Below are 19,237 nucleotides of genomic sequence, written 5' to 3' on the forward strand. Positions count from 1 at the left end.
AATGACGACAAAAAACATCAAAACAATATTGTTTGTATCTCTAGCTGCAATCATGGTGCTCTCCATTTCTGGATTGAGTATGGTTGATGCAGCTCCAAATGAGAATGCAAGTGATGTAGCAAAAGATAGACACAACTACAAAGTAGAGGTACTTTCTAAAACTCTTGTCAGTGAAGAAATGATTAATGGTGTAAAAGTTACACATTTCAAACAACAAATCAAACAAACTGATTTTCCAACAGTCGCAGATTTTAAAGAATTAAACAAAGAATACTTTACAACTTTAGAAGCTGAACTAGGTGAAAAAGAGGGTAAAAAACTATCAAATGAATTAGTTGCAGAATTTGCAAAGAATATCAAAAATGCTCCAGAAGTTTCTGAGATTGAAACTGTTAAAATCGGCAGTCACTCAATAACTTTTGAAAAATTTACTAGAGATCTTCCTTCAACATGGGGAGCTCAAAAAGATCCGATTAATTTGGTCTTTTATGATAACGGAGCAGGCTCTACTGTAAATTCTAGAATTGACAACAATGCTCCACATAGTTGGCATGCTGCATCTGGCGGTCTACAATGGACTTTCATAGATGAAACTGCTCATGGTGGCTCTGCATATTGGTCATTTGGATATGGATATGAGGAAGGATCCTATATTGATAGATACCATGTAAGAATCTTCAATGGTGGGGATGACACTCACTCAGGTGGATTTGATAAATGGTCAGTAGGTGCAGTTCATAGAGAAAACTGTACTCCATCATGTCATACTCACTATACAAATAGTTGGGAAACTGCTGAAAATCATTTAGCAGGAGATTTGGCAAATACTAGTGGAATTGGAGTAGTAAGTTCAATCAATATAGGAAATGCTGGAAACTATCAAGGTATCTACAACAACGGCTATGCCGCACTAATTCAAGTACAATAAAATGTACTATTTTTTTCTTTTTTATTAATATGAAATTAAAAAATCACCCAAAATTAATTGGGATTTCTCTTATTATTGGCAGTATACCTCTTTTTTCTTTTTTTCTAATGATGTTCATTCCTGTAATTCTTCGACCCGAAGGATTAGCCGATGGAGAAATGATGTATATATTACAAATATTCTTTTTTGATACTGCTTCTATTGTGTTTCATTATCCTGCATTTGTTTTAATCATTTTAGGAATTTACTTTTTAAGAAAAAAATCTGAGGTTCAATAACCTTTTTTTATTTTTATTAATTTTTGATAGATATGTATCGTGGTGGAAATAAAGACATGAAAACAAAATCTAGTACATTAACAGCCATTGGTACAATTTTAGTTAAGGCATATCTTGACGAAAAAAATAATCTACAATTTAAAACAGTATTTGGTGGATTTGATAAAAAATGTCCTCAAGAACTTAAAAAAAATGAAATTATTGATGATATTTTCAAGCTTAATGATAAACTAAAGAAAAGATCCCAAAACAACTCTGATGATGAATATCAATCCTAATCAAGTAAAAAATTAATAAGAAATTCATTGTGTGTGACCAGACCCTGGTATTCATATTGGGCAGAATTTGGCCCAACAATTTTCAATGTTTTGATTGTCTAGTTTAGTAGAACACTTTAAGACAATCATATTTGGAGAAAAAGAAAATGAAAACTAGGCTCTTGATAATTGGAATATTCATGATGGGATTTGTTTTTCCTATAATGGCACAAGAATCTAATCTTGTAGGTGACAGTTCAGTGGATTTTGATTGTGTTTTTGGTGAGAATTCTACGTATTGAATGAATTGTGAAACCAAGTATGCCCCAAAATATTACACTAACAACAGTTCGTAGAATCATTATTTGATCCTGTAGTAACGCATCACCCATATCATTTGCAAAATAAAGCAAGGACGGAGGAATGAATAAATGTTCTACTGGCCAATTCAATAATGTGTAAATTATGTATTCTCCTGATTTTTCCATAGATATGTTATTTAGAATTGAAACAACAAATCCGTAGACTAGAAATGCTATGATTATTTTCATATCTTAAAAAAAATAATGTGGTGGAGTATTTATGTCAGCTCGATTAGACGTGCAACGCCGTTATTGTATTCGCCTTGCCAGTAACCTGAATTTCCTTGATTGTATGTTCCAACATTCCCTACACCAGTTTGACCGACCAGATCATTCCTAAGCTCGGATTCAGCATTTTCCCAAGAATCAATCTCATGACATAGACACAAAGTATTCCATGTTTCTTGATGTGCAGTACCTACAGACCAATAATCGTAAACACTGTGTGTGTCATAATCTCCGCCAAACAAACGTACATGTTCTCTTTGACCTACAATGTTTCCTTTGTACTGTTGATGATCACTTTGTACCCAATCCAAAGTTCCTCCATGAGGCACATTGTTGATTAGAACATATTGTTGTGGTGATACTCCATCCCCACCCCAATTATTGTCTGCGTAGGAATCAATAACAGTATCTGTTTGAGAGGTAGTAGCATCTTCATAAAAGACCATGTTTACTGGATCTTTTGCATTTCCCATTGGTGAATCATATGATTCATCTCCAAATAGAATAGAATGATCTCCTACTCTAACCATATTTACGGTCATTACATCAGGTCTATTGTCAACTGTTTGCTTCAATTCTGCCTTTAGCTCTTCTACCTTCATTTCACCTCTCTTTCCGAAATTAGAGGTTAGCCAATCATAGTATTTTTGATTGTCTTCAACTAATTCTTCAAAGGTTGGAAGTTCTTTGGCTTTGATAGTTACCTCTAATCGCTGAACTTTAGTATCGCCAGAATAATACACATTCTTTACTTCACTGGAAAGAATTTCTGCAGTGTATCTTTTAGGAGACTCTATCTCTGCTGCATTCACTTGTACTGCGTTCAGGACAATAGAACTAGTAACAAGTATGCCCGCAATGATTGACATCAATGCAATTGTTTTTGTTGTTTTCGTAGTCATTATTAATTTCCATAATTGGAAATCATAAAAGAATTTAGTCAATCCAGATTGAGCTAATTCTTATATTCAAAACATTAAATTTTCATGCCAAGTGCAAAGAAATTGTAGGAAATGATCAATTAGAAAAATTTGTGAAAAAAATTTCTTTCGTCATTCCAAAATTAACATCTGTCATAACTGCCTGGCAGCGAAGCAGTTTATCAAATACAACACAACCACACCATAATTGCTAGAAGGTGACTTTCAAATTATAAAGAAAATGCAAGTATCGATACTTTGATTTTTTTTTAACTGAAATATCTGCACTTGTGTTTGTTACCAACAATCTAAAATACATAAGTTCATCTATAATCGTCTTTTTACGGTGTAGTAACACGATAATGTCAGAACAAATTTTGATAAAACAAGGCATATTCTAGATGGCTAAAATTATAGAAAATGGAAATTATGTTTAAATCTTCAACAGATCACTAAACCAAACCTGTTAGGATTTGCTACAATGGATTAGAAGTACTTATGAATGTCATGTCTTTAGCTTGAATAATTGAAAACTAGAATTCTAGTACTGCTTATTGCAATTATTTCAACAGGCATCATTGCAATCATTACATCAACTGTATTGTATAGTTCAAACAATGCCGGTGACGGGGAAAAATTCCTGGAAGAAAATGACGAATTGAGATCAAATCCTATGTTTGACGATCTGCTCAAGGCGGATTCGCTTAATTTTTCTGATCATGCTTCGTTAAGTTCTAATAACTTTGGTTTCAAATTTTACAAACATCTATCTGATTCTGATGAAAACTTGTTTTTTTCGCCCATTAGCATTGATATTGTTTTTGCAATAATCTATGAAGCTGCACAAGGTGAGACTAGAGAAAACATGCATCAGATATTTGCATTTGAACAAGATTCGGAAAAAAGGCGACTAGTTTACAAAAATACAATTCAAAACCTAAACCAGAAAAATCATGACTTTGAATTAAGTGTCAAAAATGGGATATGGGTTTCAGACATGTATGAGCTAAATCCTGAATATGCAAAAATAGTAACAAATGACTATGCTGCATCCTCTCAAAATGTTGACTTTGTCTCCAATGAAGGCGTTCAAACCATAAATCAGTGGGTCAAAGAAAACACTAACGGTAAAATCGAAGAAATTTTTGAAGACAACAGCACTGGACCGCTAACTTTGATGGCTGCAACTAACACAGTTTACTTTAATGGGCTATGGGAAAAACAATTTCCTGCTGGGAAGACATATGAAAGGGAATTTTTTGTCACTCCTGACAATGTACAAATGATAGATATGATGAAGATTAAAAATCACCATTTTAATTATTATGAAGACGATGCAGTAAAAATTGTTGAACTTCCTTACAAGGGTAACAGGGCATCCATGTATCTTTTACAATCCTTTGAAATGCATAATCTAAAACAATTAGAAGGCAATCTGACTGCAAATTATTTCAATGATCTAAAATCCAAGCTATCTGAAAAAATGGTATCAGTGATCATTCCAAAGTTTTCAATGGAGATGGATTACGATCTCAGAGAAATTCTAAAAGAAATGGGGATGACTCATCCATTTTCCAAGGAATTATCTGATCTAAGTGGAATGGCAAATTATCGGGGCATCTTCATAGATGAAGCAGTCCACAAGACTGCAATTGATCTTCATGAGTTGGGAACAGAGGCCGCTGCTGCAACTGGAGTGATGGCCGAATTACAATCTGGTCCTCCATACAGGTTTTATGGCAATCACCCTTTTGTCTACATTATACAAGATCATGAAACTGATCAAATATTGTTCATGGGGCGATTTGTTAATCCTGAACACTGAAACTGTAAAGTCAAAAAATGACTTTGTTTATGTTTGGAGAGGAAAATGAAGACTAGACTTTTGATAATTATTGGAATTTTACTATCTCTTGTCATTATCATAATTTTTACTTCATCCTTCACTATTTTTGGTTCATTGTTATTTCCATCAGAGCACTGCCCGGATTTAGGAATGAAAAAACTTTTGGGATTAGTTGATCCAACCGCTGCATGTCTTTAGAATTTAGATTGAAGAAGGGTATTTTTATCATAAATGTGAATTACATCAGCACATATCATTTCATTCTGATTCATTTCTTCATACTCTTGTTTTATCAATTCCCTTTTTCAATAACCAGATACCAGGGATGAAAAATATCAAAAAGAAAATCACTTGAACAAATAATACGGTGTGACTTGCAATCTCATGCAACATTTCTGTAAATACTCCGCCTACTGTATGATGTAAGATCATCAATGCAATAGGATAAAAAAAGTAACTTGACACACCAATTAAACCAATTCCACAAAATACAAAAAGATAGAATTTCTTATTTGTCATGTTCAGAAAACAGTTTAGAAAAATAAAAAAGGTTAGTTGGCAATATGCCAAGCTATTACGTAAGTGTCCCACCAGATAACAGGTGCTGTATAGGATAGAATTTCAGGGTTTGGTTCATGTTGTTGAGAATTGAAGTTGGTGTAAGATGTTACAACTCCTTGTGCTCTCATCTCACCATTACTGCATCCAAATGCAAAAAGGTGTATTTGTAATCAAATCATATCAAGAGATGCTTAAGATGGTTGAAATGATAGGTTCTTGAAAACCCTATAACTTCTACACTCCTAAATTAGGCCCTAAATTAGCCTAATTTTTCCCTAAATTAGCCTAAACCAAACCTAATTTAGCCTACTTTGCCCTAAATTAGCCTAAATTAGGATTAAATTTAGCCTAAACCTTAAAACACGCACGATTTTTTTAGCCTAATTTTAACTAAATTTAATTAAATTTAGCCTAAACCAAACCTATTTTCCCTAATTTTTTCCTAAATTAGGCCCTAAATTAGGCCCTAAATTAGCCTAATTTTTCCCCTATTTTCCCCTATTTCTTCATTAATCTTTCCCTAAACTGAAATTAAAGTAAATTAAGTTAGAATAATTTATTTGATCAAAAATCAATTTTGAGAAATTTTTAACAATTGTTTCAAAATATTTAGAATTTGCATTTCATATCCCCAGCAGTTAAATTTCATCAATATCTATCAAAATTACGTGAAATTTCTAACTAGTGGCAAAGTAAAGGATCTATATGATGTGGATGAAAATACACTACTTTTCAAATTCTCTAACCGCGTTTCTGCATATGATGTAAAATTTAAACAAGATATTCCAAAAAAGGGGGAAGTTTTGTGCCATTTTGCTGAATTTTGGTTCAATAAACTAGATGTCTCAAATCATTTCATAAAACGAGAATCAGATACCGAAATTTCAGTCAAAAAAATGCAGATGATTCCTATGGAATGTGTGGTTCGAGGATATTTTTATGGCAGTTTAATTAGTCGATGGAAAAATGGTGATGTCAAATTACCTGAAAATACTGATACTCAAATGGCTGCAAAATTAACTGAGCCTTTTTTTGATCCGACTACAAAGTCTGAACATGACATTCCCATTGATAAGTCAAAAGCATTAGAAATGAATTTAGTTTCTGAACAACAATACTCTTGGTTAGAGAAAACATCCATTGATATCTATAATCAAATGGCTACTGTTGCTGATGATGCTGGTTTTATTTTAGCTGATTTAAAATTGGAATTTGGTATTTTAGATGGTAAGATTGTTTTAGGTGATTCAATTGGTCCTGATGAATATAGATTATGGCCAAAAGATACCTTTGAGGTTGGAAAAATTCAAGAATCTTACGACAAACAAATCTTACGTGATTGGTTAACTGAAAATGGTTATCAAAAACAATTCGAAGATGATCGAAATAACGGAAAAGAACCCGTTGCCCCTGAAATCCCATCAGAAATTATTCAAACAATTACTCAACGATACATAATTGCGTATGAGAAATTAACTGGATTATCTCTTTAGATAACTTCTATACGTAATGTTGACTGTTAGCTAACTTTCAACTCTAATATTGATTTTCATATTATCTTAATTCCATCTCCATATGGCATATTTGGCAACATATGTTTTGAAATCTCATTTTTTTCATATTTTTTTAACCCCTACAACATTACTCAATGTGGTACTAACAATTATCAAATGCTATTATAATGATTATAGTGCTACTATATTATTTAGATATATTACAATAGTTTTCGTAGCATAGTGTATTTTTTAGAATTGGTACTAAGTTTATTAAAGTAAACAAAAATTGATGCGATTAGACAAAAAAATATGATACAAGGATCTTTTAGATCAGATTAAAATCAATTCTTGTATGTCTACATTATTAGAAAAAGAGATTAAAGTAAATCGTATTGTTACTACGAGCACAGATGATGCACGTGCAATTGAAGACCCTGCACGAGCAAAAATAGTAGAAATTCTATATCGACAGACAATGTCTGCTGATCAAATATCCACTTCACTAAAAAAACACGGATTCAAAAAAGCACTAACTACAGTAAGACATCATTTGGAAATTTTAAAAAATTCTGGATTAATTGAAATTGCAAGAATTGAAGAATCTAGAGGTGCTATCACTAAATTTTACAGCACTTCTACAAAACTCTTAGATTTTCAAACACCTGAAAACTTTGATTCAACATATTCGAAAATCATTGATAATACATCTGAGAAAATTGAAAAGATTCTCAAATCTCTTGGACCCAAAACTGGTAAATCTAAGGGTAAGAAATCTACTGAATATTCCCAATACTTGGTAATGGAAATTATGAATAGAGCAATGACTAATGTGCTTGAAAAATCCAATAAAAAATAATTTGTATTGTTTTTTATTTTGCGATCTATTCATTCTTTCATTGTTAAATCAAAATACTCAAAATTTTGATAAAAATATGACAAATTTTGCATATCCAAACTTTATTTTATGGATGTCGTAAATAGTAGAAAAATGACTGATGAAAAAGTTGTAAAATTATTTTCAGAAAAAAATCTTGTTTTTATTGCAACTGTAATGAAAGATGGTTCTCCCCAGGTTTCTCCTGTTTGGGCAAATTATGAGGATGGGTTTATTTTAGTAAATACTGCAGAAGGTAGAATAAAACACAAAAATATCTTACGTGATCCTCGTGTTGCAGTATCTGTTACCTCCAATGATAATCCTCTTGATATGACAACAATTAGAGGTAAAGTAATTGAAATAATTTCTGACTCTGAATATCTTCATGCTGACAAATTAACTCAACAGTATATGGGACGTCCTAATTATCCGTTTAAACAAGAAAATGAGAAACGAATCATTTTGAAAATAAAGCCTGAAAAAATTTTTGTTTTGCCTGAATTACAAATGTCTGATTGATTTACATCTGTGGATTTATAATGTTTCTAAATTCGAATTTAGAAATATAGTATATCTAGTAAGACAATTTTTAAAAAAGGTGATTAGACAGCTTAACGTTTTTGTTTAGCTGCCTTTCTCTTTGGAGCTGCTTTCTTTGCTGCTTCAGCTCTTTTGGCTTTAGATATTGCCATGACTTTTTTCATAAATAGTATGTGTTATGTAGTAAAAGTCACACAATACTATTACTAAAATAAAATTTGACGCTTTTTTTTATTTTTATAATTTATCGATCAACAATTTGTTAGACAAATTGATGCAGTATCTACTGTTGCTTGATCCTTTTGTGGTCTTATGACAATTTTATAATTTTCATCCTCGTCAAATGGAATGTCAAATTGTGTTGTAACTTCAATTGGTTTGTTTGGTTCTAATCCTACCAACCATAGGTCTTTTGATGAAAATTCACCAAAAACTGCTTTGTGTTTTTGATCTTTTTCATCTATTAAGAAAAATTGTCCTCCTGACACAACTGTATTTTCATCACTGATATTTTTTGCAATTATACCAATTTTTACAAACGTGTTTTCTGGTTCTGTCTCTTTATCGCCATCATGTGTGCCTTCAAAAGTTACTATGTATTCTACTGGTCCCACAAGGACTGTCTCACCTTCACTAACTTCGATGAAATTAGTTTGATATTGCATGTACATGTAATTTGCTAGTACCATGGAACCAATTATTGCTCCAATTACAATTACTAAACCAATTCGTACCATAATTTGCCACTCCTTTTTTGATATATAGTTGCAACGTAAATTTGCATTTTAGTATTTTGAATTTTTTTATGTTGTAGGGAAAAACTATGTCAAAATAGGGGGGTATTTGGGCCCTGATTAATTGACTATTTTTTTATAAATTTCCTTATTTTGATTATTTTTAACCTGGATTGTACTTCTTTTCAAATTCATTTTTGGGACATATTTGGTCAATTTCTATGGATTTTTTCTACAAACTCACTTAATTTGTGGGGGTTTAGCTTTTACGCCTACTTTAGAAAGATTGCCCCTTCTTTGTTGGGATACCTTGGTGGAATTACCCTTGCTTTTTGTATCTAGGCACAAGTGTTCAACCCCCCATCAAAACACCCATTTTTCAAAATTTCACCCTGTGCCTAAATCTACTTTTTTCATAGGGGGGTTTAACACCTAGGCATAATTTTAAAAATTGCACATTTTTTGCTATTTTTTCAACAAAATTTTTTCATCGTTATTTTTGTTATTTTTTAAAAATTTTCAATTAAATTATTTTGTAAAAATTTCACCCTTAACCATTTTTTTCTTTTTTGTTTACAAATAATGCTGGTTTATCCCCCCCCTTTCAAACAAAATAGTATGTTTAATTTTCTACTTGGCGACTGTACAATTTTTTAAAATGTTTTTAGTAAGAACCTGGCAGTTTTTTCATGTTTATCTGAAACACTATCAATTGCATCAAACATTGTTTGCTGGTTGATGTTTTCTTTATCATCTAATACAACGTAAACTGCAACTTTTTGTTTTCCATCTTCGCTAATTATTTTGCTTATTGTTTCAATTGAATTACAAAAATCTAAAACTTTGTTGGCAAATTTGCTTCTTTCTTCTTCATTAAATCCTCTATATCTGATGATTTGATTACTTTTCATTTCAATTTTTGCACCTATCACTAAAATCCCTAATTGTGCTTTTGGTTCAAAAATATCTATTGGGATGCCATATGGACCTGCATGTTTTACTAATACTTGGAATGAGTTTTCTTCACTTTTGACTTGTTCAAATGGTAAACTTTCATGAATTAACCATCTTTCAACATTATCTCTCATTCTAGAGGCACTCAATGTTGAATTTTTGAATTTACTTCTATATGATTCTAAATCTGATAAATCAGGAGTCTAAATAACATATGTTTCTAAATTCGAATTTAGAAATATCTTAAATTTAGGATGGGAAATTATTGTATTTGCTAGATGTTTACATTAAATCCTGGATTGCCTACTACGTCACCAGATCCTAATAGTAAAATGTTGAAAATAATTCCAATAATCATCATTACAATTCCTATGTATATGCAATTTTTTGCTTTTCTAGGATCATCTTTTCTAATAGCTAAATATCCGATAATTCCTCCAATCATTCCGATAAAAATTGGCAGTAAATACCATGCATTGCTTCTTGGTCTTTCTGAATATGTCATGAGATTATTTTGCTAAAGCTACTTTTTTCTGTAACTGTGTGATCTCAATTTCCACTGTTTCTAGTGGATCTTCCACTTGATTTCGTCTAATTGAAAACATTTTTGGTTTTTCAAAGTCATCCGTACAATCTGGGCATGCATAAACTAGAACTCTATGTTCATTTGGTGCTTTTGGATTGGATAATCTGGGATAATATACCAGTCTTGCCCCACAATCCACACAATACCTATTGGCTCTTCTAGTTCTAACCAATGTAAATCTCCTGCATATTGTATCTGTCCGATCATCTATTAGATCTGCGTTGTCTAATTGAGTACACCATTTACTAACAACCGATCAATGTTTCAAAACTCGAATTTAGAAATATTAAGAGCGCCTCCCACCAGACTTGAACTGGTGACCAACCGGTTAACAGCCGGTTGCTCTACCACGCTGAGCTAGGGAGGCACATGGATTACCCTTGACAAAAGTGATTTAATCTTTACGACTTGGGACTTTGAACGATTTATTGAAGTTAATTGTTAAATTTTGAAAAGAATTCTTTGATTTCCTTTGAACGACTTTCAACTAAACCCACAATTTCTAAATGCTCTTCTGCAGTAGGGTCTCTTTTTTGTGAATATTGAAAAGCACTTAGTATGGAACCAACTAATTCTCCAACAAAAAATCCACATAGAAAATCCCCTACATTTTCACAATCCCAAATATCGCCAACAGTTGGTGAAACTCCTGCTGATTTGTAAGCTTCTAGAGTTTGATCAATAAATTCTGTTGTAGTTTTTACAAACTCAGGATCAATATTCATGAGTTATTTGAAAATTTATTTGTCTATGCCTTTTTTCTTTTCAAAAACATAGATACCGTCTAGGAAAACTCTATGATCTTTGTTCTTTACTTTGGTTTTTAATTCAATATTTGCTGCTGTTTGAGTAATGTCTGTCCAAACTTCCCCTGTAAGGATTACATCTTCACCCTTTGGAACAACTTTGGTATTTCCAACTATGACCGTTTTTCTTGGAGCTCTTTCTCCTTGGAAATTTTCAATGATGATGTCTTTTCCTTCTACTTTTACTGTAATTGGAAAGTGTGCAAAAACAACTTTCATTTTAATTGTGTAACCGTTTATCAATCCTTCACAAATATTTCTGATCAATGATCTTGCTGCATGTAAAATAGCATAATCTCTTTTTCTTTGATCAATTGTTGTAAGTAGAACTTTACTTTCTGTAATTTCTATTTTTACTGGAATTTTACGGAAACTTTGATGTGTTTTTCCTAATGGTCCTACAAATGTTAACATGTGTTTTTTTTGTGTAATTGTAACTCCTTCTGGAATTTCTACTTCGTCTTGAAATTTTTCTAATTGACTAGTAGACATATCCGATTAAAAATCCTCCAATTCCTTTTTCTATTGCATCGTGATGTGACATAACACCTTGATTTGTTGTAACTAGTAACATTCCTCTATCATATGAAGGCAAGTATTGTTGTTCCCAGTTGTTATATTCATCGTTTTTTACTTTGAATCTTGGTGATATAGCCCCACATTTGGTAATTTTTGCTAGTAAATTTATCTTAAATTTGCCACCTCTTTTATCATCAATATGTTCGAATTCTCCGATATACCCATCTTTTTGAAGTGTTTTTAGAACTTCAACACCTAATTTTGAAGTTGGTAAGATGATGCAATCTGATTTCCTTCTTGCCTCGTTATTGTATAACGTGACAAACAAATTTGCTAAAATATTAGTTGCTGGCATCTATTATCACCGATTTTTCCTGAACCCTAAAGATGTTGCTACTTCTCTAAAGCATCGTCTGCATAACATTAAGTCGTATTTTTGAATAACAGCTGTATAGTCCCCACATCTCTTACACCATCTGGAACCTCTTCCAAAATCATGTTTTTTTCTTCCAGTAGTTTCATAAGATCTATCTTTAGGCATTATACTATCGTAACTCCATATTCTTTTGCTAGATAATCCTTTGCTTCTTGATTAGTGATGATATGTGATTTTCCTACACTAGCTTTGTGTTTACTTCTTTTGCGGATTGAATAACCTGGTCTAGTTAATGTAACTGAAATTCCAAGACCTAAAATTCCTATTTGTGGATCATACTTTACACCGGGAATATCTATGTGTTCATTAATTCCAAACGAATAATTTCCAAAATTATCAAATGCTCTACCATTGACTGTGTTTCCTTTTGCTTCTAACAATCTTTTCAATAATACTATTGCATCATTACCTCTAATTGTAACTGCAACTCCAATTGGTTCACCTTTTCTTACTCCCCATTCTCTTTGAGTTTCTTTTGCATTTCTTGTTGATGGTTTTTTACCTGAAATTTGCTCTAATGCTCTTTTTGCAATATCAATTATATCTCCTGATTTACCAATTCCCATATTCAATACTACTTTCTCTAAAGAGATTTTTTTCATTGGAGATTCTGTTACTTGAGACATGTTATCACTTTAATTGAATTACAGGCTCCTCTTTACCTATTGGCATAATGACATCAGCTGGAATCTCGATTTTTTTATCGCCTAAAATTAGAATAACTCTTTTTGGAAGAATGAATGTGCCTTCTTCTACACTTTCAACTTTACCTACTTGCCCGGCATTAACACCTCTTGTAACTAATCCTTGACATCCTGCTTCAAGTTTGATTATTTCTAAAACTTTTTGATCTGGAATTTGCATTACACATGTATCTCCAACCTTTGCATCTACTTCTTCAAGTGTTGAACGACCATCATGAAATCCTATTTGTGTTTTACCGTTGTTAATTGTTGTTTTAGTTACAACTCTAACTAATTTTTTAGATTTTTCTGCATCTGTAATTTTAATTGGTTTTAAGATTTTTCCTTCAGTTGGTACGAGACGATAGATGTCTGGAACATTTTCTAACTCTATTACATCCATTAATCCAATTGCGTGATGTAGTGATTTTCTAACAACTCCGTCAATCTTGACTTTGCCTGCATAAATTGATGCTTTAGCTTCTCTTAAACTTGAAACTATCTTTAATGTGTCTCTGAGAAATACTGCTGATGGAATTGCATAATTCTTTTTGTGTGGACCTGGTCTTGTAGTAATTATAAATCGTTTATCTTTTCTTGCAATTCCCCAGAATTGTGGAGCCATTTGTCGTTTGAGTTTTTTACTACCTGCAATACTTACCATTAATTCTCATCTTCCTTTTTTTCGACTTCTTTTTTTACTTTTGCTTCTTTAGTATCTTTTCCATCTAATTTTGCCATTCTCCATTTGTCATCTGTGTTTAATGAAGTAATAACTAGATTTGATGTATGTATGTAAACATCAAATTTATCACCTTTAGTTTTCTCTTTCTTTACTCCTTCAATTGCAACACTAGATTTTTGTGTAGAAATGTTTGAAACTTTACCGTCTACTCCTTTGAATTCTCCTCTAAGTATGGTTACACTATCTCCTTCTACTACTCTAGCACTTTTTTTACCATATTTTTTTTGCAAGTCTTTTGATAAATTAGCACCCATTTGTTTACTTCTAGTTTGCATGGTTGCTTGGAAGATCATTCGATTGCGCATTTTAGTTGGTTTTACCATTTTATCATACCACCGTTGATGCCAAGTTAGCAACTCTAGGCCATTTTTCTGAGGCTTCTGCTGCTACTGGTCCTTTGATGTCAGTTCCTTTTGTTTCTCCTTCAGGAGTAATTAATACTGCTGCATTATCTTCAAAACAAACTCTTATTCCGTTTAATCTTCTAATTGCATATTTTTGTCTAACAATAACTGCACCGTAAACTTGTTTTCTTAATTCAGCTGGTCCTTTCTTTACAACAACATTGCAAAAGTCACCTACTGCTGCTGAAGGAAGTCTTGATGCTCTTGTTTTGTGTCTTGGTACGTTAATTACTTCTAAAATTTTTGCACCAGAATTATCTGCACATGTGATGTTTGCTCCAACTGGAATTGATCTTGTTACATATGGGCGGAATTCTTCAACACCTTTACCAGCTTGTTTTGCCATTATGCTTTTACCTCAATTACTACGTATGAAACAGATTTTGCTAATGGTCTACATTCTGCAGCGATAACTGCATCCCCTTCTTTTACTTCTAAGTTTGATGGTACGTGTGCATGGATTGTACTTTTACCTCTAGCATATCTTTTGAATTTGTTAAAATAAACTGGAGCTTCTTTTTGAATTACAACTGTATCTTTTGCCTTTGATTTTATGACTTTGCCCTCAAATAATTTACCACGAATTGGTAATGTTCCATTAAATGGATTTTTGTTATCTCCCTCTTGTGGTTCTTCTTTAGGTGCATTTACTTTAATTCCTATGTTTCTAGTCATGCTTTTGCTCCTATTCTTTCAAATGGTCTTTTTGTTATTGATGATCCTTTAACCAGAATGTTTTCGCCTTTAACGAAAAATTTCAAATTACTTGTTAATTTTGGAATCATTTTTTTGCCTTTTTTAGTATTTATTGTAATCATAGATTTTGTTTCATTGATTACCCTTCCATTTAATCCTACTAATTGTGAATTATTTGATTCAACTACTTGTGTTTCTAAACCGATTAACTCATGTCTTGAAATTGTGTCTTTAGTAATCATTGTTTTTTCTCCATTTGATTTAATCTGGTTAACATTCTTGCAATGTTGTGGCGAATTGGTTTTAGTTTTCCACTTTCTTTTCTTAATGTTCCTTTAGAAGAATCTATTCTTAGTTTTGCTAATTCTGATCTGCTTTCTTGAATTTTACTTTTGAGATCTTTCTCATTCAAATTGTTAATTGTTTTCATACTGATTTTGGTCATTTCATCGTTGCCTCATCTTCTTCTAACGTTTCTAATGTTTTCATTTTTTCTTCTTCAATTGCAATTTGTTCTGATTCTGATTTTGCTTTCTTCTCATCTCCTTCGACTTTAACAACTTCAACTTTTACGTCTCCTTCGACTTTAACTTCTTCAACTTTTTTAGATTGTTTTTCTTTTGTTTCTTTCTTTTTCTTTTCTTTAATTAATTCAAATTCTGGAATTACTTTTTCTTTATTTGCAATTCTTATTCTAATTCCAATTAGCCCCATTGCTGTTTCTACGTGTGCAATATCTTCATCAACTATTACATCTGCATGATGTCCTGCTCTAGGTAAAATTCCTGCAACGTGTTTTTCAAATGCAGAACGGTCTCCTCTAAGTTTTCCTGAAATTGTAATTTGAACTCCCATAGCACCACTTTCCATAATTTGTTTCATTGTCCACATGGTTGCTCTTCTAAATGCAGTTCCTCTTTCCAAATGTGATGCCATTCTGTTACACATTACGCTGGATGATAAGTCTGGTTTTTCTATTTCATTAACGGAAATTTGAGGATTTTTTAAACCAAAATCTGTTGCAAGTTTTTCTGTAAGGTCTCTGATTCCTGAACCTTTTCTACCTATGACAATTCCAGGTCTTGTTACGTGTAATGCAACTCTTGTACCTGTTGGGGTTTTTGAAATTTCTGCATGAGAAAATCCTGCATCTTTAATTGCATTTCTCAAATAATCTTTTAACAACATCATGTTGTAATTGTCTTTGATAACGTTCTTTACTGCTGACATATCTAAATCTCCTGGGCCACCAATTCCACATGTGTTAATACATTATTCTTTGGAGTTGCTCTGCCCATTGCTCTTGGAATAAATCTTTTTACAATAACTCCTTTGTGCACTGTAGCATTTACAATTTTTAATCTATCCAAATCCATTCCTTTGTATTCTGCATTTGATTCTAAATTATCTAAAACTTTGATGAATTCTTTTGCTGTTTTTTGTGGGTAACGTCCTGCCATCATTCCAGGATCTGCTTTGTGTCCAACTTGGTTTTTATATCTTCTGAATGCAACAGCTCTTTTTTGATTAATTACTGCTAACAAATAATCTCTTGCTTTTTCAATAGATAGACCTTTGATTGCAACTGCAACTTCTCTTGCATGTTTGTGTGACATGTCTTTTTCTCTAACTGATGATCTAACATGTCTAGTTGCATCATAATTTTGGAAAGCGTAATCGAATCTACCCATATCAATCACTTCAATGGTACATAAAGGCTGGATCTTGATGCTCCTACTCCTGGTGCACCGTGTTGTACCTTCTTGTTTGTTATGACATATTCTCCCAAATAATGACCCACCATTTCTGTTGTAATGGTTACTGGTCGAAATTCTTTTCCTGAGAAAACATTTACTGTAACGTCTACCATGTATGGTAGAATAATTAAATCCCTAAGATGTGTCTTGATAGGATTTTTCAATTTTCCTGCTTTTGCAGCTTTAATTTCTTCAATCAATTTTCTTTTTCCATCCGTAATTCCTCTAGTCAAAGATCTTCTTTGTCTAGAATTGAATAGCAAGAATAATTTTTCTAATGAAGTATTGTCTAACTCTTCTTTAGTAAGTCCTCTATATTGAAATTCTTTAACCAATTTTTTCCTCCAATGTTAATGTACTTCGAGTTTTATTGTCCATATTAGAGCATTCCTATCTTTGTTGCAAGATCTCTTGCTTTTTCAGTACTTTCGAATTGAACAAATGCTTTTTTACCATAAATTGTTCTTGCTGTATTAACTTTGATTACTTTTTCTTTGTAAAGTGTATTGACAGCTTCAGCAATTTCTGGTTTTTTGGCTGATAATTCTACTATGAAACAGATTTTATTTTCATTTTCAATCATTGCAAATGTCTTTTCTGTAATGTATGGCTTGACAATTATTTTCATTGCTGTATCTACGTTCATTGTGTTTTCACCATAACCTCTAGATGTGTTGATTTTATTTTTGCAATCTCTTCAATTGCTGATTTTGAATATACTGTTAATCTAATTGGATGTGAACCTGGAGCTAAATCTAAAACGCTCAAGTCTTTTACACTTTTTACTTCTATTCCTGGTAATGCTCCAATTGCTTTAGAAACTTCATTGGAATCTTTTGTTACAAACAAGACGCTTTTTCCTACTTTCTTACTTCTACCTCTAAGTCTTGATTGTCCTGAACGTGATTTTCTAGATTCTAATCTTTCTGTATCTTGTGTTAATTTTAGAGAATCTAAAACTTTAGTCATATCATTTGCTTTTGAAATTTTTTCAATATCATCTGAAACAATTATTGGGAATGATTCGATTCCTTCAATCTTATGTCCTCTTGATTCAATTAGAGTTTTTGATGATGTAGCTGCAATTGCAGAACATAATGCTAGTTTATTTTCTTTTTTGTTTAATTTTTTGTAAATTACTTTACCTACAATTGGTGGATGTGCTTGTCTTCCGCCTCTGGTTGAAGCAACTTCTGCACCTTGACCTTGTCTTCCACCGCCACCACCTTGAGCTCTTGCAACACGAGATACACCTTGACCTGTTGGTGGATCGTTAGAATCTGCTACAACATCTTGACCTGCAGATGGATGTCTTCCTTGTGGTTGAAATTTGTGAGATGTAAGATTTGTGTAAGCTTTATGGATTAATTCTCTTCTAAATGGAGTTGAGAAAATTAATGGTAATTCAATTTCTCCATCTTTAGTTCCTGTAGTTGTATATGTTGTTATTTTCATTATATCACAACCTCCAGAATATTTGGTTTGTTAACTTTAACTGGTGCATTTCTAATTTGACTTCTTAATTTGATTAATCTTCTATAAGTTCCTGGAACTGAGCCTTTCAAAATAATGAAATCACCTTTTACTAATCCAAAGTGCTTGTAACCTCCGTCTGGATTAATTTTTAATTTATCGTTATCTGTATTGCCCATGACTAAAATTCTTTTATCATATTCAACTCTTTGATGAAAACCTGTTTGTCCTGCTCTTGGAACTGTATACATGATACTTTGTGGGGAAATTGGACCTAATGAACCAACTTCTCTAACAGTCTTTCTTGATTTATGTTGTTTCTTTTTTACATTCCATCTTCTCATAACTCCTTGCCATCCGTGACCTTTTGTAATTGCTGCAACATCTACTGTTGAACCTGTTTCAAAAATTTGATCAATCTTAATTTCTTTTCCTAGTAATTCTTTAACATGTGTAAATTGTTTTTCAATATCTCCGCCACTGACCATTGCTTCAAAAATATATGGTTTTTTCATTTCTAATCCTGCAGCTCTTGGTGATACTGCAACGATTGCAAAAATTTCTTTAATTTTCTTTAGACTTTTTTCTGCATTTTCCAATGCCCCTTCTTTATTTTTGAAAGTCATTTCTTTTGAAACATATTTTGGAATATCTTCAGCATAAACGTCAAATTCTGCATGTAATCCATCATGATCTTTTGAATATCCTCTAACTCCTAAAATTAAAACTGGTGGAGTAACTAATACAGTTCCTAAACTTACTAATTGTTTTCCTGCATTTGGAACTTTTTCACGATCATCAATACTTACTACTTGAACACATCCTGCTTTGAATCCACAATGTGCTAAAATTTTTGGTTCTTCTGATGCAGATCTACTTGGCCAAGCTCTTATTCTTGCTTCCATAGTTTTAGCACGTACTCTACGTGAGTATGCTAAACTTCCTCTACGTGGTGAATGTCTTTTCCGAGCTCCCATTGTTAATTCGTCTCTCGAATTCCCTTTATTAAACCCTGTTAGTTATGGTTAACCAAAATATTTTCACAGGTTAACGACCATGACTGGATTTGATTATTTTAAAACATCTGAAACCATATTCCAAATGGTAATTGATCCAATAATTACTCCCATTACTCCTATACCTATTGCAAA

Annotated in this window: 31 protein-coding genes and 1 tRNA gene; 7 read left to right on the forward strand and 25 right to left on the reverse strand. The window is 32.3% G+C overall.

Features of this window, described 5'->3' with window-relative positions; all coding sequences use genetic code 11:
- Both AW732_RS08800 and AW732_RS06835 read left to right on the forward strand, forming a co-directional pair.
- On the forward strand, positions 1–928 hold a 928-nt coding region (locus AW732_RS08800), incomplete at its 5' end, for a hypothetical protein (RefSeq protein ID WP_067960452.1).
- 334 nt (positions 929–1,262) lie between these two features.
- A complete protein-coding gene (locus tag AW732_RS06835) occupies positions 1,263–1,484 on the forward strand; it encodes a hypothetical protein (protein WP_156416083.1) in 222 nt (73 codons plus the stop codon).
- A gap of 236 nt (positions 1,485–1,720) precedes the next feature.
- Here AW732_RS06835 and AW732_RS06840 read toward each other — a convergent pair whose 3' ends face one another.
- On the reverse strand, positions 1,721–2,014 hold the full coding sequence (locus AW732_RS06840; protein ID WP_067960460.1) for a hypothetical protein: 294 nt from the start codon (positions 2,012–2,014) through the stop codon (positions 1,721–1,723).
- Between the two features lie 29 nt (positions 2,015–2,043).
- Positions 2,044–2,955, reverse strand: a complete 912-nt coding sequence (locus AW732_RS06845) for a hypothetical protein (protein ID WP_067960463.1) — start codon at positions 2,953–2,955, stop codon at positions 2,044–2,046.
- Between the two features lie 544 nt (positions 2,956–3,499).
- Between AW732_RS06845 and AW732_RS06850 the strand changes: the two genes are divergently transcribed.
- Together AW732_RS06850 and AW732_RS08585 are read left to right on the forward strand one after the other, a co-directional pair.
- Entirely contained in the window at positions 3,500–4,798 is a 1,299-nt protein-coding gene (locus tag AW732_RS06850) for a serpin family protein (RefSeq protein WP_067960466.1), read from the forward strand.
- Positions 4,799–4,843: 45 nt separating this feature from the next.
- Positions 4,844–5,017 (forward strand): hypothetical protein, encoded by a 174-nt coding sequence (locus AW732_RS08585; RefSeq protein ID WP_156416084.1) that lies wholly within the window; start codon positions 4,844–4,846, stop codon positions 5,015–5,017.
- Positions 5,018–5,095: 78 nt separating this feature from the next.
- Here AW732_RS08585 and AW732_RS06855 read toward each other — a convergent pair whose 3' ends face one another.
- Complete coding sequence (locus tag AW732_RS06855) at positions 5,096–5,338, reverse strand: hypothetical protein (RefSeq protein ID WP_067960470.1); 243 nt, start codon at positions 5,336–5,338, stop codon at positions 5,096–5,098.
- Positions 5,339–6,048: 710 nt separating this feature from the next.
- On the opposite strand from AW732_RS06855, the gene purC reads away from it, so the two are divergent.
- The 3 genes from purC to AW732_RS06870 all read left to right on the forward strand — a co-directional run bounded on the left by purC (position 6,049) and on the right by AW732_RS06870 (position 8,272).
- Entirely contained in the window at positions 6,049–6,873 is an 825-nt protein-coding gene (purC, locus tag AW732_RS06860; protein ID WP_067960473.1) for a phosphoribosylaminoimidazolesuccinocarboxamide synthase, read from the forward strand.
- Positions 6,874–7,228: 355 nt separating this feature from the next.
- Positions 7,229–7,732: a winged helix-turn-helix domain-containing protein gene (locus AW732_RS06865; protein WP_067960476.1), complete on the forward strand. Its 504-nt coding sequence runs from the start codon at positions 7,229–7,231 to the stop codon at positions 7,730–7,732.
- Between the two features lie 132 nt (positions 7,733–7,864).
- Positions 7,865–8,272: a PPOX class F420-dependent oxidoreductase gene (locus tag AW732_RS06870; RefSeq protein ID WP_067960764.1), complete on the forward strand. Its 408-nt coding sequence runs from the start codon at positions 7,865–7,867 to the stop codon at positions 8,270–8,272.
- A 272-nt stretch (positions 8,273–8,544) separates the two neighbouring features.
- On the opposite strand, the gene AW732_RS06875 is transcribed toward AW732_RS06870, so the two are convergent.
- From AW732_RS06875 to AW732_RS06975, 22 genes are all read right to left on the reverse strand, one after another.
- Positions 8,545–9,030, reverse strand: a complete 486-nt coding sequence (locus AW732_RS06875) for a DUF4352 domain-containing protein (RefSeq protein ID WP_067960481.1) — start codon at positions 9,028–9,030, stop codon at positions 8,545–8,547.
- A 650-nt stretch (positions 9,031–9,680) separates the two neighbouring features.
- Complete coding sequence (locus AW732_RS06880) at positions 9,681–10,130, reverse strand: DUF2299 family protein (protein WP_067960484.1); 450 nt, start codon at positions 10,128–10,130, stop codon at positions 9,681–9,683.
- A gap of 125 nt (positions 10,131–10,255) precedes the next feature.
- Positions 10,256–10,486, reverse strand: coding sequence for a hypothetical protein (locus AW732_RS06885; protein WP_067960487.1), 231 nt, complete (start codon positions 10,484–10,486; stop codon positions 10,256–10,258).
- A gap of 4 nt (positions 10,487–10,490) precedes the next feature.
- Positions 10,491–10,739 carry a hypothetical protein gene (locus AW732_RS06890; protein ID WP_067960489.1) on the reverse strand — a complete coding sequence of 83 codons (249 nt, stop codon included), beginning with the start codon at positions 10,737–10,739 and terminating at the stop codon, positions 10,491–10,493.
- Between the two features lie 121 nt (positions 10,740–10,860).
- Positions 10,861–10,934 (reverse strand) — tRNA-Asn (locus AW732_RS06895).
- Positions 10,935–11,001: 67 nt separating this feature from the next.
- Positions 11,002–11,292 carry a hypothetical protein gene (locus AW732_RS06900; RefSeq protein WP_067960492.1) on the reverse strand — a complete coding sequence of 97 codons (291 nt, stop codon included), beginning with the start codon at positions 11,290–11,292 and terminating at the stop codon, positions 11,002–11,004.
- Between the two features lie 15 nt (positions 11,293–11,307).
- On the reverse strand, positions 11,308–11,865 hold the full coding sequence (locus AW732_RS06905; protein ID WP_067960494.1) for a 50S ribosomal protein L6: 558 nt from the start codon (positions 11,863–11,865) through the stop codon (positions 11,308–11,310).
- The gene (locus tag AW732_RS06910; protein ID WP_067960497.1) at positions 11,855–12,247 is read right to left on the reverse strand and encodes a 30S ribosomal protein S8; all 393 of its coding nucleotides are present in this window, start codon (positions 12,245–12,247) and stop codon (positions 11,855–11,857) included. The genes AW732_RS06905 and AW732_RS06910 overlap by 11 nt, the downstream gene beginning before the upstream one ends.
- 6 nt (positions 12,248–12,253) lie before the next feature.
- Positions 12,254–12,433, reverse strand: coding sequence for a 30S ribosomal protein S14 (locus AW732_RS08460; RefSeq protein ID WP_082697434.1), 180 nt, complete (start codon positions 12,431–12,433; stop codon positions 12,254–12,256).
- Entirely contained in the window at positions 12,433–12,954 is a 522-nt protein-coding gene (locus AW732_RS06915; RefSeq protein WP_067960500.1) for a 50S ribosomal protein L5, read from the reverse strand. Before AW732_RS06915 ends, AW732_RS08460 begins: the two co-directional genes overlap by 1 nt.
- A 4-nt stretch (positions 12,955–12,958) precedes the next feature.
- On the reverse strand, positions 12,959–13,675 hold the full coding sequence (locus AW732_RS06920) for a 30S ribosomal protein S4e (protein ID WP_067960503.1): 717 nt from the start codon (positions 13,673–13,675) through the stop codon (positions 12,959–12,961).
- Entirely contained in the window at positions 13,675–14,079 is a 405-nt protein-coding gene (rplX, locus tag AW732_RS06925; RefSeq protein WP_253805591.1) for a 50S ribosomal protein L24, read from the reverse strand. The genes AW732_RS06920 and rplX overlap by 1 nt, the downstream gene beginning before the upstream one ends.
- Positions 14,080–14,083: 4 nt before the next feature.
- Complete coding sequence (locus tag AW732_RS06930; protein WP_067960506.1) at positions 14,084–14,506, reverse strand: 50S ribosomal protein L14; 423 nt, start codon at positions 14,504–14,506, stop codon at positions 14,084–14,086.
- Positions 14,506–14,835: a 30S ribosomal protein S17 gene (locus AW732_RS06935; protein ID WP_067960511.1), complete on the reverse strand. Its 330-nt coding sequence runs from the start codon at positions 14,833–14,835 to the stop codon at positions 14,506–14,508. The genes AW732_RS06930 and AW732_RS06935 overlap by 1 nt, the downstream gene beginning before the upstream one ends.
- Positions 14,832–15,098 carry a ribonuclease P protein subunit gene (locus tag AW732_RS06940; RefSeq protein WP_067960514.1) on the reverse strand — a complete coding sequence of 89 codons (267 nt, stop codon included), beginning with the start codon at positions 15,096–15,098 and terminating at the stop codon, positions 14,832–14,834. The genes AW732_RS06935 and AW732_RS06940 overlap by 4 nt, the downstream gene beginning before the upstream one ends.
- The gene (gene rpmC / locus AW732_RS06945) at positions 15,095–15,301 is read right to left on the reverse strand and encodes a 50S ribosomal protein L29 (protein WP_067960517.1); all 207 of its coding nucleotides are present in this window, start codon (positions 15,299–15,301) and stop codon (positions 15,095–15,097) included. Before rpmC ends, AW732_RS06940 begins: the two co-directional genes overlap by 4 nt.
- On the reverse strand, positions 15,298–16,086 hold the full coding sequence (locus AW732_RS06950) for a 30S ribosomal protein S3 (protein WP_067960520.1): 789 nt from the start codon (positions 16,084–16,086) through the stop codon (positions 15,298–15,300). The genes rpmC and AW732_RS06950 overlap by 4 nt, the downstream gene beginning before the upstream one ends.
- Positions 16,087–16,088: 2 nt before the next feature.
- Positions 16,089–16,547, reverse strand: coding sequence for a 50S ribosomal protein L22 (locus AW732_RS06955; protein ID WP_067960770.1), 459 nt, complete (start codon positions 16,545–16,547; stop codon positions 16,089–16,091).
- A 5-nt stretch (positions 16,548–16,552) separates the two neighbouring features.
- Entirely contained in the window at positions 16,553–16,948 is a 396-nt protein-coding gene (locus AW732_RS06960) for a 30S ribosomal protein S19 (protein ID WP_067960523.1), read from the reverse strand.
- 44 nt (positions 16,949–16,992) lie between these two features.
- The gene (locus AW732_RS06965) at positions 16,993–17,259 is read right to left on the reverse strand and encodes a 50S ribosomal protein L23 (RefSeq protein WP_067960525.1); all 267 of its coding nucleotides are present in this window, start codon (positions 17,257–17,259) and stop codon (positions 16,993–16,995) included.
- Positions 17,256–18,068 carry a 50S ribosomal protein L4 gene (gene rplD / locus AW732_RS06970; RefSeq protein WP_067960528.1) on the reverse strand — a complete coding sequence of 271 codons (813 nt, stop codon included), beginning with the start codon at positions 18,066–18,068 and terminating at the stop codon, positions 17,256–17,258. Before rplD ends, AW732_RS06965 begins: the two co-directional genes overlap by 4 nt.
- Complete coding sequence (locus tag AW732_RS06975; RefSeq protein ID WP_067960532.1) at positions 18,068–19,063, reverse strand: 50S ribosomal protein L3; 996 nt, start codon at positions 19,061–19,063, stop codon at positions 18,068–18,070. The genes rplD and AW732_RS06975 overlap by 1 nt, the downstream gene beginning before the upstream one ends.
- Between the last annotated feature and the right edge of the window lie 174 nt (positions 19,064–19,237).

The sequence above is a fragment of the Nitrosopumilus sp. Nsub genome (genome assembly GCF_001541925.1).
GTDB lineage: Archaea > Thermoproteota > Nitrososphaeria > Nitrososphaerales > Nitrosopumilaceae > Nitrosopumilus.